The following is a 15,096-nucleotide window of genomic DNA, read 5'->3' on the forward strand; positions in this document are numbered from 1 at the left end:
CTCACATCATCTGCGCATAGAGCCGGTTGACCCGCCGCTCGGCATCCCTGAGCGCCGCATCGACCGGCTTGGCGCCGGTGATCGCCGCCTCCAGTTCCTCGCCGATCAGGCCCTGCACCGCGCTCTGGCGGCGGGCATAGCCGGGCAATTGCCGCCCCGTGCTGGCGAGCGCGGCGATGTCGGCGCGGTGGGGGAGGGCGCGGAAAGCCGGGCTCTCGACCACCTGCGCGAAGGCCGGCAGCTGGCCGGTGCGCGACCAGTCGTAATTGTAGCGCGCGAGGAAGGCGAGGAACCGCGCCATCGCCGCGCGCTCGGCCGGCGGGCGGCGAGCGGCCGGAACGACCCAGGCGTGCCCGTCGACGAAGGCGGCCTCCTTGCCCCACAGGCGCGGGAAGGGGGCGACCGCATAGTTGCCGTGGAGCGGCGATTGCGGCCGCGCTGCCTCGGCATCATAGGGCCCCAGCATCCACGTCCCCACCGGGAAGATCCCGCCCCGCCCTTGGACGAAGGCGGCCGTGGCGGCGGGGAAATCCTGATCGAGCGTGGTCAGCCCTTCCGCATTCATTTGCCGGAAGGTGCTGACGATCGCGCGCGCCTCCGGGGTGTCGAGGCGGATGTGGCGGTCATCGGGGAAGATCACCGCGTCCTGCGCAAGCAGGTAGGTGTAGAGCAGCGCCACGTGGAAATCGGGCGCGCTGACCTGCGCCTGGATGAGATAGGGCTTGCCGGTGCGCTGCTTGAACTGGCGGGCGTGGGCGAGCAGCTCCTCCGGCGAACGGGGGAGCACAGGGTTCCCGCCGCGCATCAGCCCGGCCTCTTCCATCAGCGCGGTGTTGATGTGCCACAGCCGACCGATCGTGTCCCATGGCATGGCGTAGAGCTTGCCCTGCTTTTCCACCCCCGCGCGCGCGGCGGGGGTGAAGGCGGCGGGGTCGATCCCCGCCTCGTCGAGCAGCGGCTCGACCGGCTCGATCAGCCCGGCCCCCGCATAGTCGGAGATCACCGACTGGTGCATTGTCACGAGGTCGGGCGGATCGCCCGCAGCAATCTGCGCGGCCAGCTGGGGGTAGCCCGGCCATGCAACGACATTGACCTTCACCCGGATATCCGGGTTCTCGGCCTCGAAGCGGTTGATGAGCGTGGTGAGGATCCCGCATTCGGTATCGGCCGCGGCGACATCGGTGCTGGTGCCATAGGCCGCGCCGCATTCGCCGAAGAAGCGCTGGACGACGATCTCCGGCCGGTCGTCGGCAGGCGCGCAGCCCGCCAGCAGCATCGCGAAGCCGAAGGCGAGCGCTCTGCCGATCATCGCACCGCCGTCCCCGCCATCGCGCGCACGATCTGCTTCTGGAAGGCGATGTAGACGACGAGGATTGGGATCGAAGCGAACACGGCCTGTGCCATCAGGAAGCCCAATCCGCTGGTCTGCGCATAGTTCATCTGCGCCGAGGCGAGGCCGACGGTGAGGGTGAAATAGTCGCTCGTCGTCGCCGAGATCAGCGGCCACCAGTAGTCGTTCCACGCGGCCAGGAAGGTGAACACGCCCAATGTCGCCTGCGCGGGCCAGGTCAGCGGCAACAGCACCTTCCAGAACAGCGTGAAGCGGCTCGCCCCCTCGAGTAGCGCGGCTTCGTCCAATTCCCGGGGGATGGCGCGGAAATACTGGGTCATGAAGAACACCCCGAAGCTTCCCGTCAGGCTCGGCAGGATCAGGCCGGGGTAGGAATTGTGAAGGCCCGCCCAGGCGAACAGCTGGTGGCGCGGCAGGATCACCGCCTGTTCGGGCACGGCAAGGCCAAGGAGCACGACCACGAACAGCGTGCGGCGGAAGGGAAATTCGAGCCGCGCGAAGCCGTAACCCGCGAGGCTCGACAGCACGAGCACACCTGCGGTGGCGCCGGTCGCGACGATCAGGCTGTTTGCCAGCCATTGCAGGGTGAGCGAGCCCTGCAGGATCGCGGCATAGTTCTCGAAGGTCCAGGGCGGGGCGAAGGCCGCGCCGCTATCGGCCATCAGCGCGGCGTTGCTCTTGAACGAGAGCAGCAGCGTCCACGCCATGGGCGCAAGCATCACCAGCGCGCCCAGCACCAGCAGCCCCGTCGCGAGCGGCGAGAGGCGGTGGGCGTTCAAGTGCGCGGCTCTTCGTGGCGGGTGACCAGCCAATATTGGAGGAGCGTCAGGGCGATGATCATCCCGAACAGCAGCTCGGCGATGGCGGTGGCGTAGCCCAGCTCCCAACGCCCGAAGGAGACCTCGAAAATATAGAGCACGATGGTGCGCGAGGCTCCGCCCGGGCCGCCGCCGGTGAGCAGCTGCGCCTGCCCGAACAGCTGCAACTGCGCCGCGGTCTGGAGCATCACGACCAGCAGCAGCGTGCGGCGGATCGCGGGGAGGGTGATGCGCCGCAGCACCGTCCAGCGCCCCGCGCCGTCCAAGGCGGCTGCCTCGTAGATGTCGCCCGGCACCTGCTGGAGCCCGGCGAGGATCAGCATCACCGGAAAGCCCAGCGACCACCACAGGGTCGTCACCGCGATGGCCGGGATGACGAGGTCGGGGTCGGACAGGAACGGGATCGGCGCGCGGCCCGCCGCCTCCAGCCCCTCGGCGATCAGTCCGGCGTCGGGCGTCAGGATGAAGCGCCAGATCAGCGTCACGATGGTGACCGACAGCACCAGCGAGGAGAAGAACACCCCGCGCAGGACCGCCGCGAACCGTCCGGGCCGGTTCAGCGCCAGCGCCAGCAGCAGGGCGATCACCGTCAGCGGCGGCACGATCAGCAGCGCCAGCAGCACGGTGTTGCCCACCGCCTGATGCAGCACCGGATCGCCCAGCGCCTCGCTGTAGTTCGCAAGCCCGATCCACTCGCGCCGCCCGAACAGGTCGGCGCGGTGGAGGCTGATGACGAGGCCCATCACCAGCGGCACGATCAGCACGGCGGCATAGACCAGCAGGAACGGCCCGACAAAGGCGTAGCCCGCCCACCTGTCCCGCAGGGCCGCCGTCATCCGCGCGGCTCCGGATGGTGCGCCGCGCCGCCCGCGGTGAAGATGTGCGCGGCCGCCGCATCGATCACCAGCGCCGCCGCCTCGCCCGGACGCAGCGTGCCGAAGCCGGGCTCAAGCGCGACGATCTCCGCCCCGTCGACGAGGCGCGCATAGAGGAAGGTGCGGTCGCCCAGCCGCTCGACCAGCTCGACCTGCGCGGCCAGCCCCTCCTCGCCCGGCGCGGCGAGGCGCACATGCTCGGGGCGCAGGCCGACCTCGACCTCTGTCCCGGCGACCAGCCCGCCTGCGGGTACGGCGGTGGCGAGGACTGCTCCCCCGGCCAGCCGCACGCGCACCTGCCCGGCCTCCTCGCCCGCGACAACCCCCGGCAGCATCGCCATCGGCGGAGAGCCGACGAAGCGCGCGACGAAGGCGTTGGCGGGGCGGGCATAGACCTGGGCCGGGGTGCCGATCTGCTGGATGCAGCAATCGTCGAGGATCACGATCCGGTCGGCCAGCGTCATCGCCTCGGCCTGGTCGTGAGTCACCATGATCAGCGCCGCGTCGACCCGGTTGCGCAGCTGCGCCAGCTCCACCCGGGTGCGCCCGCGCAGCGCGGCATCGAGGTTGGAGAGCGGCTCGTCGAGCAGGAACAGCCGCGGCTGCTTGACGATGGCGCGCCCGATCGCGACCCGCTGGCGCTGCCCGCCCGACATTTGCCCCGGCTTCTTGTCGAGCTGCTCGGCGATCTCGAGGATGTCCGCCGCCTGCGCGATGCGCCGCGCGATCTCGTCCTTCGTCACGCCCGCGTTGACGAGGCCGAAGGCGATGTTCTCGCGCACCGTCATGTGCGGATAGAGCGCGTAGTGCTGGAACACCATCGCGATCCCGCGCGCACCCGGCGGGCGGGTGTCGATCCGCTCGCCATCGAGCCACACTTCGCCGCTGTCGGCGTTCTCCAGCCCGGCGATGATCCGCAGCAAGGTCGACTTGCCGCTGCCCGAGGGGCCAAGGAAGGCGATGAATTCGCGAGGCAGCACGCTGAGCGACACGTGCTCGAGCACCGGCACGTCGCCATAGGACTTCGAGACGTCGATCAGTTCGAGACCGGCCAAGGGCACCCCCGCCTAATTATCATATTTATGCGACAATGATGCATCTCTTCCCGCAGGTCAACGCACCCGTCGCATTTCAATAGGTCGCAGACAGCAGCCCTTCGATAACATGGTGCTGGATTACGGGCTCGAGGCGCTCGACCACGCGGGCGGGCAGGTGGTCGCGCACCACCGGCGGCAGGCAGTCGAGGTAGGCTGCGGTGGCCTGAAGATCGTGATGCGCGCCGTTGGTGGCGTCGGGCGCATCGACTCCGATCACCAGCACGGGGCGCGGTTCGTCCGAGACATTGGCGGTGCCGCGATGGACCGTCAGCGCCGAGCGCGCCGAGATATCGCCGCGCCGGGGAAGCTTCTTCACGGCGCGCGCCGCATAGCGCGGCCACAGGTCGGCTGGGGGGAACATGCCCTTGGAACAGCCCTCGAAGGTGTCCCACTGGGTCCCCGGCGCGATCTCGAACGGGCCGTGTTCGGGCCGTGTGTCGACCGTCGTCAGATTGAAGGCGAGCGAATTGAGCCGGCGGCCGGCGGTGGTCGCCTCGGGCACGGCGAAATCGCGGTGCCAGGGCTGGTCGGCCGCGCCGGGGAAGGGAATGTCGAACCCTACCTCGATGATCCGGTAATCTTTTCCGAGCACGGCCTCGCACACCGCGACGAACCACGGATGGGCCGCGATGGTCGCGAAATCCGACAGGCGCTCGGGCTGGATCTCCACATACCAGCGCGCCGGCCCGCGCGGCAGGGCGCCTCCGGGCACGTCCTTCACCTCGGCGAAAATCGCCATGATCTCGGCGTGGAGCCGGTCGGCAAGCGACGGGTCGAAGGCCCCCGACAGCCCGATGATGCCCTCCCCATAGAGCCCGCCCATGACCGCCCCGGTATCGTAGCGGTCCGGAGCATCGAAAGTGCTTGCCATTGCCACCTCTGAAATTATCATACAAATCAGATTTAACAGCCGGGACCCGGCTTGGCGAGAGCCTCCAGAGAGAATGCCCATGCACGATATCGCCGCCCCTGCTGACGTCGTTCCGCCGTTCGAGGTCGAACCCGTCGCCGAGGGCATCGCCACGCGCTTCACCGTGAGGCTGGGCGACAAGACCCACAGCTACCGCATCCCGACCGGCCAGCATAACCACTACGCGGTGTTCTTCAGCGAGCTCGCCCGCGATTTCGGCACCCGCGCGCCGGCCGGGCACAAGCCGGTCCCGATCGATGGGCCGGAGCCCGACTGGCGCCCGCTGATCCTCGACAACCTCAGCCCCCGCACCTTTGCCGGATATGGCGACCCGGCGGTGCTCAAGACCGAGGACGGCTACTGGCTGGTCGCCACCTCCAACGATGCGCCCGACGCCTTTCCGATCCTGCACTCGCACGATCTCGAAAGCTGGAGCCACCAGGGCTTCGTCTTCCCCGAAGGCGAGGCGCCCGAATGGACCGCGCACGGCCGCTCTGTCGGCGATTACTGGGCGCCCGAGATGGCCAAGGTCGGGGACGAATACTGGCTGGTCTACACCGCCCGGCAGCGCTCCAATGCGCTGGCGATAGGCCTCGCCAAGGCGCCGCACCCGACGGGGCCGTGGACCGATCTCGGGGCTCCGCTGGTGGCGGGGTTCTCGATCAACACCACCAATTTCCCCGACGATCCCACCCAGCCGATGCTGAGCGGCGGGGTGATCGACAGCCACATCTTCATCGACGCCAATGGCGATCGCTACCTGTTCTGGAAGCGCGACACCAACGGCGTCTGGCCACGCCCGCTCGCCGGGCTGCTGCGCCGCCGCCCCGATCTCGTCGACCGCTTGTTCAGCGAGGAGGCCGACCGCCTCACCGCGCGCTTTGCCGCCGCCGTCCAGCCCTGGGCCAACACTCGGCGTCCGATGGAGCGCTTCTTCCTGATGCAGCCGATGATCGAGGCGGTGCTCGACAACTGGGAGCAGGTAAAGGGGGTGCTGTCCGAGGTGGAGGAAGCCGCCTTCATCGTCGATGCCATGAGCACCCCGATCCACGCCCAGCGCCTCGACGAGGCGGGCAACCTCGTCGGCACCGACACGATCGTGCTGAGCAACGATCAGGAGTGGGAAGGCCACCTGATCGAAGGCCCGTGGGTAACGCTGCAGGAAGGGCGCTACTGGCTGTTCTATGCCGGCAACGATTTCGGCACGCCCGCCTACGGCATCGGCGTTGCGGTCGCCGACCATCCGCTCGGGCCCTATGTCAAGCAGGAAGGGCCGCTCCTGAAATCGGTCAAGACCTGGTGGGCGCCGGGCCACGCCTCCGTGGCGCCGGGGCTCGACGGCAAGCCCCAGCTGTTCTTCCACGCCTTCTTCCCCGGCACCGGCGGCTACAACTGCTTTCGCGCGCTGCTTACGACCAAGCTCGAATTTTCGCGCGACAAGGTGGTCTTCACCTAACGCGCCGGAACGCGGCCTGCCGCTTCGGACCGCCTCCGAGCGCTACAGCGCGAGCGTGACCGGCTTGCCTTCGTAGGTCAGCGCACGGCCTTCGCGCATGTCGAACACGTCGCCGCTCCCGGTGCCATCGTGGAGGACCACGGTGATCCGGCGCGCCGCCGCCATGCCCGGAAAGCTGCCTTCGCGGGCACCAAGCGTCAGGGTGCGGGTCGCCTCGTTCCAGACGATCGGGATGCGGGCGAATTCTCCGCGGGCATAGCCCATGTCGGTGCCTGCATCCTCGTAGAGCGTGAAGCGCCCATCGGCCCCGGCAAAGACGTGGAGCGTGAGCGGCCCTTGCGGTGCCTCGCCCGTCCATTGCACGTCCGGCCCGGCCGGAATGATCGCGCCCGCCCGCACGAACAGCGGCACCCGCTCGCGCGGGGCGGCCGCGGTGACGGTCCGGCCGCCGGAGAGCCTCTTGCCTGTGAGCGCATCATGCCAGTCGCTCCCGCCCGGCAGGTAGACCTGCCGCGCGCGGGCCTGAAACGCGGTGACCGGTGCGACCATGATCGACGGGCCGAACAGGTACTGGTCGTCGATCCCCCAGACCTTCGCGTCGCTTTCGAAGTCCATCACGAGCGGGCGCAGGATTGTGGCATCCTCGAAATGCGTCGCTGCCGCCAGCGTGTAGATATAGGGCAGCAGGCGGTAGCGCAGGCGGTGGTAGCGGGTGAGCCCCTCCAGCATCGCCGGATCGCCCTCGCTGACCAGATAGGTCTCGCGATGCGGAAACTCGCCGTGGCTGCGGAACAGGGGCGAGAACGCGCCGAACTGGAACCAGCGCAGATAGAGCTCGCGCCATTCGGCAAGGTGGGCGGGATCCCCTTTGCTGTAGCGCTCCTCGACCGCGAAGCCGCCGATATCGTGCGTCCAGTTGGGCACGCCTGCGAGACTGAGGTTGAGCCCGGCGCTGATCTGGTCGCGCAGATCGTCCCACCGCGCCGCGACATCGCCCGACCACAGCGCGGAGGAGGTGCGCTGGATTCCGCCAAAGCCGCTGCGGGTGAGGATGAAGGGCCGCTGGTCGGGCTGGGCAACGCGTAGCCCCTCGGCCACCCCCTCGGCATGAACCAGCGGATAGGCATTGAAGATCGCCGCCCCCGGCACGCCCGTGGCGGGCGAGGTCATCTGGTAAGCGCGTTCTGCGACCGAGAGGTTCGAGTGCCAGTCGGGCTCGGTCGCGTCCATCCACCAGGCATCGAAGCCGAGCGGCACAAGGCTATCGGAGATCTGCTTCCAATAGAGCGCCCGGGCCCCGGGCGGATGGGGATCGTAGAAGGTGTTGGCATAGCCCTTGCCCACCCAGTCGCGCTGCCCGGCTTCCAGCGGGCGCTCGTAGAGGTAGCCCTTCTCGCGCAGCGCCCTGCCATTGGCGCTATCCGGATAGAACTTCGGCCAGACCGAGATCATCACCCGGCCATCCAGCGCCTTGACCGCCTCGACCATGGCGGCCGGATCGGGGAAGCGCGCGGGATCGAAGCAGTGGCAGCCCCAACTGTCCTCGGGCCAGTAGAACCAGTCCTGCACGATCGCGTCGATGGGGATCTTCCGGTCGCGATAGGCCTGCATCACGCCGACCACCTCGGCCTGCGTATTGTAGCGCTGGCGCGATTGCCAGAAGCCGTAGGCCCATCGCGGCATCATCGGCGCCTTGCCGGTCAGGCGGCGGTAACCGGCTACGGCGTCGTCCATGGTCGGGGCCGGGACGACGTAGTAGTCGATGGCCTTGCCCGCCTCGCTGGCGAAGCTCACCGAATGGCGATCCTCGGGCGGCAGGGGATCGGCGTGTTCCAAGGCGATGTAGCCCTGATTGGGCTCCCATTCGATCCGCAGCTCCACGGGCTTGCCCGCCGCCAGATCGAGCGCGAAGGTGTGATACCAGGGGTTCCAGTTCTGCCGCCAGCGGCTGAGCACCTCCTTGCCGTCGGCGAAGACCTTCGCATAGGACGAGGAATAGAGCCGGAACTTGTGCTCCCCTGCAGCCTCGGGCGTGAAGGTGCCGGTCCACACCACGCGCTGGGTCTCTGTCGCATTGCCCTGCGTATTCTGCCCGGTGGTCGCCGCGACCGTCGCGACCTTCGCCTCGGCGGGCCAGCGCGCCTGATCGCGCAGATACTGGTAGTCGATGGTGCCCTCGCGCCGGTCGAGCACCTGCCTCTGCCCAAGGAAATATTGCGCCCGCCAGTCGAGCGACAACTTGGCATAGGGCTGCGGGTCGCCGACGCGGGTGATCGAGGCATTATCCCACAGGATGCCGTAGCCCCTCGTCGACACCAGATAGGGCACGGCAATCGCCATGTTGTGCTGGGCGAGTTCGACATCCTCGCCGTTGTAGTTCATCTGGCGGTTCTGGTGCTGGCCGAGGCCGTAGAGCCCCTCGTCGGTGCCGCGGTTGAACTGGACCCGCGTGGCGAGCCAGGGCTGCCCCTCGATCGTGACGGGAGCGAGCTTTCGGGCCGGGGCGTGTTCGTCCAGCAGCACCGCGCCGCGCGGATCGCGGATGACGATGCGCCCATCGGCGAGACCGACCTCGGCCGAAGCCTGCGGCATGACAAGCGTGGCAAGCGCGCCCTCGCGCCGGAAGACTGGCGCGCCGTCGGCCTCTGCGGTCACCATCGTGGTCGGATGTCCTTCAGGCAGGGCGTCTGCGACGGTCACGCGGAAAGTGCCATCGGCATGGGCGAGCACGCGGACATGCTGCCCGGCATCGGTGGTGACGATCATCCCGTGCGCCACCTCCCGCACCTCGCCCGCCCACGCCGTGCCGGTCAACCCGAGAAGCGCCGCGGCGCAGGCGATAACCCTCGATGTTACCGCTACCAATTTCGGTTCCAGCACCAGCCTCGTCTCCCCCTTTTCCGCTACCGTCTTGGGCGCGATAGCGTGAGGCCGAGGCTATGTGCAAAACTGCGGCCTAGCAACCCCGCGTGCGGCAAACCGCCGGGCGCTTAGCCGCGGGCCTTTCGGCTCTCGAGGAGTGGCTGGGAGAAGAACGTCCGCCGGAGCGGAAAAGCCCTCTCGTTACAGCGGGTTTTGGCGGAGACGGAGGGATTCGAACCCTCGGTACCCTGATAGAGTACGGTTCCTTAGCAGGGAACTGGTTTCAGCCACTCACCCACGTCTCCGGGCATCAGCTTGGGCTGCGAGGGCGGGGCTATAGTCGGAGCCGGGGCCAGCGGCAAGGTGGCTTCAACAAAAATCGCGAGACGGCCGAGCAGGCACGGTTCGGGAGGCGTTCAGCCTCGCGCGGCTAGGGCCGGCAGCGGTTCGTCGCAATTCGGATTCGCCTCGGCGACGGACGGTTGCGGCGCATGGCAGAAGCGATTCTGCTGCGATGCGCAGAAAACCGGGACTGACACGAGCATGCGAAAGGCCGCAGAATGAGCATGATGATCGCCCGCTTCCCTGAAGCCAGCCGACCGGGTCTGGCGCGCCGCGCTGCGGGCATGGTGCTGGGCGCGCTCGCCGCCTTGTCGCTAGCCGCAGCGCCCGCCGCCGCGCAGGATCTCGAGACAGTCGATCCCGACGCTTATGCGCAGGCCAATCCCCCGGCGAACAGCGGCGCGATCGACGCCGATCTCGCCGCGCCGCAGCCCGCGCCGCAGACCCCGCCTCCGGGCGAGCCCACGGTCGATGCGACCTTCGGCGATTATGCCGCGCCGCCCGCCGCCGACAGCGCGCCGCTCCCGCCGCAGGACACCCTGCCGCCCGCCACGCAGACCACCCCCGCCGCCACCGCCGACACCTATGGCGAGGATGACCTCATCGGCGCGGCCGAGGGCGTGTTCGGCAAGGGCGCGGAAGGCCTCGCCAAGCTGATCGAGGATCTGCTGAAGAAGCAGGGCCAGCCCAACGGCTACATCGTCGGGCGCGAGGCCGGCGGGGCTTTCATCGTCGGCGCGCGCTATGGCTCGGGCACGCTCCATCACAAGGTCGAAGGCGAGCGCAAGGTCTACTGGACCGGCCCCTCGATCGGCTTCGATGCCGGCGCGAATGCGGGCAACACCTTCGTCCTCGTCTACAACCTGTTCGACACCGAGGACCTGTTCAAGCGCTTCCCGGCGGGCGAGGGTCAGGCCTATTTCGTCGGCGGCCTCACCGCGAGCTATCTGCGCCGCGGCGATGTGGTGCTGATCCCGATCCGGGTCGGCGCGGGGCTCCGTCTCGGGGTCAATGCGGGCTACATGAAGTTCTCCAAGGAACAGAAGTGGCTGCCCTTCTGACGGCAAGAATCTGTCGCTGAATACGAAAAGCCGGTTGCGATAAGTGCAGGCGCGGGCCATGCGCCCGCGCATGCTTGACCGACTCAGCCCTCAGGCGCCCGACGCCCTGCTCGCCCTGATCCGCCTCCACGCCGCCGACCCGCGCGAGGACAAGATCGATCTCGGCGTGGGCGTCTACCGGACCGAGAGCGGCGCGACCCCGGTCTTCGCGGCGATCAAGGCGGCCGAGCGGGTGCTGCTCGAAACGCAGGAGAGCAAGTCCTACCTCGGGCCCGAGGGCGACATGGGCTTCGTGACCTCGCTGATGCCCTACATCTTCGGCGCGGCCGACCCGAGCATGGGCGGCCGCATCCAGGGGATGCAGACCCCGGGCGGCACGGGCGCGGTGCGGCTTGCGCTGGGCCTTGCGGCCAAGGCGGGCGTGAAGCGCGTCCACATGGGCGTGCCGAGCTGGCCCAATCACGCGCAGATCCTCGCCGATCTCGGCATGGAGCTGGCGCCCTTCGAACACGCCAACCCCGACGGCACCGCCAACCTCGACGCCGTGCTTGCCGCGATCAATGGCGCGGCGGCTGACGAGGCGGTGCTGCTCCACGCCTGTTGCCACAACCCCACCGGGATCGACTACACCGCCGACCAATGGGCCGCGATTGCGGACGCCTTCGCCGCCAGCGGCACCTTCCCGATCATCGACGCGGCCTATCAGGGCCTCGGCCACGGCATGGAGGAGGACGCCGCCGGGATGCGCGGGCTGCTGGCCAAGGTGCCCGAGGCCTTCGTCGCCTATTCCTGCGACAAGAACTTCGGCCAGTACCGCGACCGCGTCGGCGCCTTCTATGTGCTGGCGCAGGATGCGGGCACGCTCGACACCGCCTTCTCCAACGCCAATGCGCTGGCCCGCGCGGGCTGGTCGATGCCGCCCGATCACGGCGGCGCGGCGGTGCGGATCATTCTGCGCGACGCGGACATGACCAAGCAGTGGCTCGCCGAGCTCGACACGATGCGTGCGCGCATGCGCCAGGTGCGCGATTCGCTCGCCGCGGCGGGGAGCGCGGGGCGGGTCGACCTGACGCCGCTCGGCCACCAGAACGGGCTGTTCTCGATGCTGCCGATCACCAAGGAGGAGGTCGCCCAGCTTCGCGAGGAGCACGGCATCTACATGGCCGCCTCGGGCCGCATCAACATCGCGGGGCTGACGCCTTCGAACCTGCCCAAATTCATCGCCGCGCTGGCGGCGGTGGCGCAGTAACGCGGACATGCTCGACCGCCAGCCCGTGCTGGAGGGCGAGCTTGTCCGCCTGCGTCCGCTCCGGGCGGAGGATTGGGACGCGCTCTTCGCGGTCGCCTCGGACCCGCTGGTCTGGGAGCAGCACCCCGCGCATGACCGCTGGCAGGAACCGGTGTTCCGCGCCTTCTTCGAGGACGCGCTCGCCAACAAAGGCGCGTTGATCGCGCTGGACGCGGCAAGCGGCGCGGTGATCGGCTCCTCGCGCCTTCAGGGGCTCGAGGAGGCAGGCGGAGGCTCGGTCGAGATCGGCTGGACCTTCCTCGCGCGTTCGCACTGGGGCGGGCGCTGGAACCACGAGATAAAGCGGCTGATGTTGACCCACGCGCTGGCGAGCGTCGCCGAGGTGCGCTTCCTCGTCGGCGAGACCAACACCCGCTCGCGCCGCGCGCTGGAGAACATCGGCGCGCAACTGACCGACCGGCGCGAGGACCGGGTGATGGCCGACGGCGCGGTTATCCCGCACCTCACCTACGTCATCACCCGCGAGAGCTTTGCGAAGGGGCCGCTGGCGGGGTGACGGTGCGTCTGCCCCGAGGGGCGGAGCGAAGTTTACAAAGTTGACACTGTAAACATCGATTTCCTACGGCAATTTGCCTTATATTTCATGTTGTTATCCGGCAAAATCGAAGTTGACACTGTGCCTTGCGTTTTCGCGGCCGTTTCGGGGCGCAGGCACGATCCTGTGCGGGGCTGAAGCGTGGCAACGACGATGCAAAAGAGCCGCTCGGGGCTATCATCTGGCGCGTCTGTAGGAAAGCGCTGAGCACATCCGCTTTCGGGCGTGCCGATGGCTGGGCACGCGGGCCGCCGGCAGGATGAGGCGCTCCTGACCAGAACGGGAACAAACCGCTCTTATTCTCTCCGCCGCTGGCCCGCGATAATCCTCACCCGGATCGCAATCGGGAGACCCCGCATGGCCAAGCGCAAATCCGCCCTCGACCACCTCGCCAGTGGGCGCGAGCCGCATATCGTCCACATGATCCCGCCCGGCGCGCCCGGCTTCCGCGAGGCGGCGGGCGGCGCGATGGTGGTCTCCTCGCCCGCCGAGGTCGATGCGCTGGTGCGCCGGCTGCGGCAGGGCGAGGTGGCAACGCTCGATGTGGTGCGCGCGGCGCTCGCGCGGCGGCATGGCGTTGCGGTCGCCTGTCCGGTCTCGACCGCGATCTTCCTCAATATGGCCGCCCGCGCCGCCGAGGAGCGCCGCCTCATGGGCGTGCCCGAGGCGGAGCTCACCCCGTGGTGGCGGGTGTTGAAGAAGGGCGGCTTCCTCAACCCCAAGTTCCCCGGCGGCACCGCAGCCCAGCAGGCGCTGCTCGAGGCCGAGGGCGTGCGCGTGTCGCCGCTGAGGCGCCAACCGGCGGTCTTCGACTTCGCCGAACGCGCGCCCGCCGATCCGCTGGAGGAGCGGGCCTGAGGCCGGCTTGTTCGGCGGCGCCGGGCAGCAAGAGCGCAAGGGGGAAAGCGCGAAACACGTCCGCTTTCGGGAAGATGGACGAGGCGAGGGAATGACCGCAGGTGGGTGGTTTGCTGAACGGCGGCTTTTTTGGCGACTTTGCCGGCCAGGCGGTTGGCCGGCAATCATCTTGATCAGCTTGGGGGGCCGCAGACCGGCCTTCCGCCGCATTGCTGACGAAAGCTCGGTCTGCTCGCTCTTCGATTGAGTGAATTGCGCTTTGCGGATTCGTTAAACGCCCGATATGCTGGCAAGAAGGGCCAGATCCATGACTCCACATAGCAACAGCAGTCGGGGGCGCTACATGAGAGTTTTTCGCCAGCATTGGTGCGTGGGCACCGCCGCAGTTGCTTTTCTATCAGTTTCCGCCGCAGCGAAGGAAACGACCGATACTAACGAGCGGCTTGAGGCCCAGGTCGCAACTCGCAACGCAGAGGAAATAGATCTACAAAGAGCTGCCGTGGGGGCAGAGACGGTGCGCCGATTTATTTTGGCCTTGCATCAAGATTACGATTCTTGGACTGAACCAGAAGATTTTGCAAAATTGCATGTTGAGCAATCGCGTTTCATACGCGGGCGATCTGCTATAGGTCTGCCTCTCGACTTGCTTATTCCTCTGGCCATAAAAACAAAGTTTGGCAGTAATGCGCAAGCAGAATTCATAAAGAATGTTCTGCTTGGATCTGCAAATAGAGCGCCTGGAAAGATGGCTGATTCTCTATTGAGAAGTTTATTTAGTAAGAATTTTAGTTTGAGTCTTGAAGAATCTAATCGGCTCGAAATGGATGTACCAATCCGCCTTGGTTTAGCCGATGGCACTGTAAAGACGGTAAGCTCAGCCGAAGCTGTAACCTACCTCATGGGTCAGGGGGTGGTCCAAAACAGAGAGACAACCGCTAGCATAACAATCGGATTTGACCTTCTATCTCAGATTGCAAAAGCAAATGCTCAGGTGCTAAAAAACCGTCCATGGATGTGGGGTTCCCAAACGTTTGATATCAACGACGGGGCAGCGTACGATGTGGGCTTCGCTATTGCATCAGGCTACGGTAGCAACATTGGGCCCTTCACAACGACAGAAATCCCAAGAGACAAAGCATGTGCCGCGCTGCCTGCGATGGAAGGTCGTATTTTCAACCCAACAATTCCTGATCGACCGATGATCGAAGCTTTTATGGCGGGTTTTGCACGAGCGAAGGTTGGTGATTGTTAGGTTGCGTCTCAGAATGTGCCGGACGTTAGAGGCAGAGGCGTACCTGCTCTGCCCCATTTTGGTTAGCGCCTATGCGCGCCCTTTCTTGATCAATTTGTAGTCGAATTACCCTTGAGCAAGCGACCCGGGCGCTTCATCATGATGCCCGGCGACGCTGCTGTCACCGTTGCCCCTTTCGCATATTGGCCTCACGCCGGTTCCGGCTTGCTTTCAAGTCGATTTACTGCGCCTTCAACTTGCCATGGCGGCCGAGGCGAATGCTACTGCAGCGCGCAAAATCGCTCCGTGTCGCGGACAGACAACAACGTCAGCAAATGATGTCGTGGACGGCTCTCCACCCCGCGGGGTAATTTCTGCGGATCAGTCGGAG

12 protein-coding genes and 1 tRNA gene are annotated in these 15,096 nt (G+C 67.0%); 6 read left to right on the plus strand and 7 right to left on the minus strand.

What is annotated here, in order from left to right; translation table 11 throughout:
• Window position 1: 1 nt before the first annotated feature.
• From AX708_RS05625 to AX708_RS05645, 5 genes are all read right to left on the minus strand, one after another.
• Complete coding sequence (locus AX708_RS05625; protein ID WP_066529069.1) at window positions 2–1,309, minus strand: ABC transporter substrate-binding protein; 1,308 nt, start codon at window positions 1,307–1,309, stop codon at window positions 2–4.
• Window positions 1,306–2,130 carry a carbohydrate ABC transporter permease gene (locus AX708_RS05630; protein ID WP_066529072.1) on the minus strand — a complete coding sequence of 275 codons (825 nt, stop codon included), beginning with the start codon at window positions 2,128–2,130 and terminating at the stop codon, window positions 1,306–1,308. The genes AX708_RS05625 and AX708_RS05630 overlap by 4 nt, the downstream gene beginning before the upstream one ends.
• The gene (locus AX708_RS05635) at window positions 2,127–3,005 is read right to left on the minus strand and encodes a carbohydrate ABC transporter permease (RefSeq protein WP_066529077.1); all 879 of its coding nucleotides are present in this window, start codon (window positions 3,003–3,005) and stop codon (window positions 2,127–2,129) included. Before AX708_RS05635 ends, AX708_RS05630 begins: the two co-directional genes overlap by 4 nt.
• A complete protein-coding gene (locus AX708_RS05640; protein WP_066529079.1) occupies window positions 3,002–4,099 on the minus strand; it encodes an ABC transporter ATP-binding protein in 1,098 nt (365 codons plus the stop codon). The genes AX708_RS05635 and AX708_RS05640 overlap by 4 nt, the downstream gene beginning before the upstream one ends.
• A 76-nt stretch (window positions 4,100–4,175) precedes the next feature.
• Window positions 4,176–5,012, minus strand: coding sequence for a phytanoyl-CoA dioxygenase family protein (locus AX708_RS05645; RefSeq protein WP_066529081.1), 837 nt, complete (start codon window positions 5,010–5,012; stop codon window positions 4,176–4,178).
• Window positions 5,013–5,091: 79 nt separating this feature from the next.
• Here AX708_RS05645 and AX708_RS05650 point away from each other — a divergent pair, with 79 nt between their 5' ends.
• Complete coding sequence (locus tag AX708_RS05650; protein ID WP_066529085.1) at window positions 5,092–6,507, plus strand: family 43 glycosylhydrolase; 1,416 nt, start codon at window positions 5,092–5,094, stop codon at window positions 6,505–6,507.
• A gap of 42 nt (window positions 6,508–6,549) precedes the next feature.
• On the opposite strand, the gene AX708_RS05655 is transcribed toward AX708_RS05650, so the two are convergent.
• Both AX708_RS05655 and AX708_RS05660 read right to left on the minus strand, forming a co-directional pair.
• Window positions 6,550–9,387, minus strand: a complete 2,838-nt coding sequence (locus AX708_RS05655) for a TIM-barrel domain-containing protein (RefSeq protein ID WP_197426044.1) — start codon at window positions 9,385–9,387, stop codon at window positions 6,550–6,552.
• Between the two features lie 196 nt (window positions 9,388–9,583).
• Window positions 9,584–9,674: transfer RNA gene (locus AX708_RS05660), tRNA-Ser, on the minus strand.
• A gap of 255 nt (window positions 9,675–9,929) precedes the next feature.
• On the opposite strand from AX708_RS05660, the gene AX708_RS05665 reads away from it, so the two are divergent.
• The 5 genes from AX708_RS05665 (at window position 9,930) to AX708_RS20285 (ending at window position 14,726) form a co-directional block, all read left to right on the plus strand.
• Window positions 9,930–10,772, plus strand: a complete 843-nt coding sequence (locus tag AX708_RS05665; RefSeq protein ID WP_082747205.1) for a DUF1134 domain-containing protein — start codon at window positions 9,930–9,932, stop codon at window positions 10,770–10,772.
• A gap of 70 nt (window positions 10,773–10,842) precedes the next feature.
• Complete coding sequence (locus tag AX708_RS05670; protein WP_066530613.1) at window positions 10,843–12,021, plus strand: aromatic amino acid transaminase; 1,179 nt, start codon at window positions 10,843–10,845, stop codon at window positions 12,019–12,021.
• Between the two features lie 7 nt (window positions 12,022–12,028).
• Window positions 12,029–12,577: a GNAT family N-acetyltransferase gene (locus tag AX708_RS05675; protein WP_066530612.1), complete on the plus strand. Its 549-nt coding sequence runs from the start codon at window positions 12,029–12,031 to the stop codon at window positions 12,575–12,577.
• 396 nt (window positions 12,578–12,973) lie between these two features.
• Complete coding sequence (locus tag AX708_RS05680; protein ID WP_066530611.1) at window positions 12,974–13,474, plus strand: MGMT family protein; 501 nt, start codon at window positions 12,974–12,976, stop codon at window positions 13,472–13,474.
• 370 nt (window positions 13,475–13,844) lie between these two features.
• Window positions 13,845–14,726, plus strand: a complete 882-nt coding sequence (locus AX708_RS20285; protein ID WP_197426137.1) for a hypothetical protein — start codon at window positions 13,845–13,847, stop codon at window positions 14,724–14,726.
• Window positions 14,727–15,096 lie beyond the last annotated feature (370 nt).

Origin of the sequence: Erythrobacter sp. CCH5-A1 (assembly GCF_001557115.1) — a bacterium.
Lineage (GTDB): Bacteria > Pseudomonadota > Alphaproteobacteria > Sphingomonadales > Sphingomonadaceae > Erythrobacter.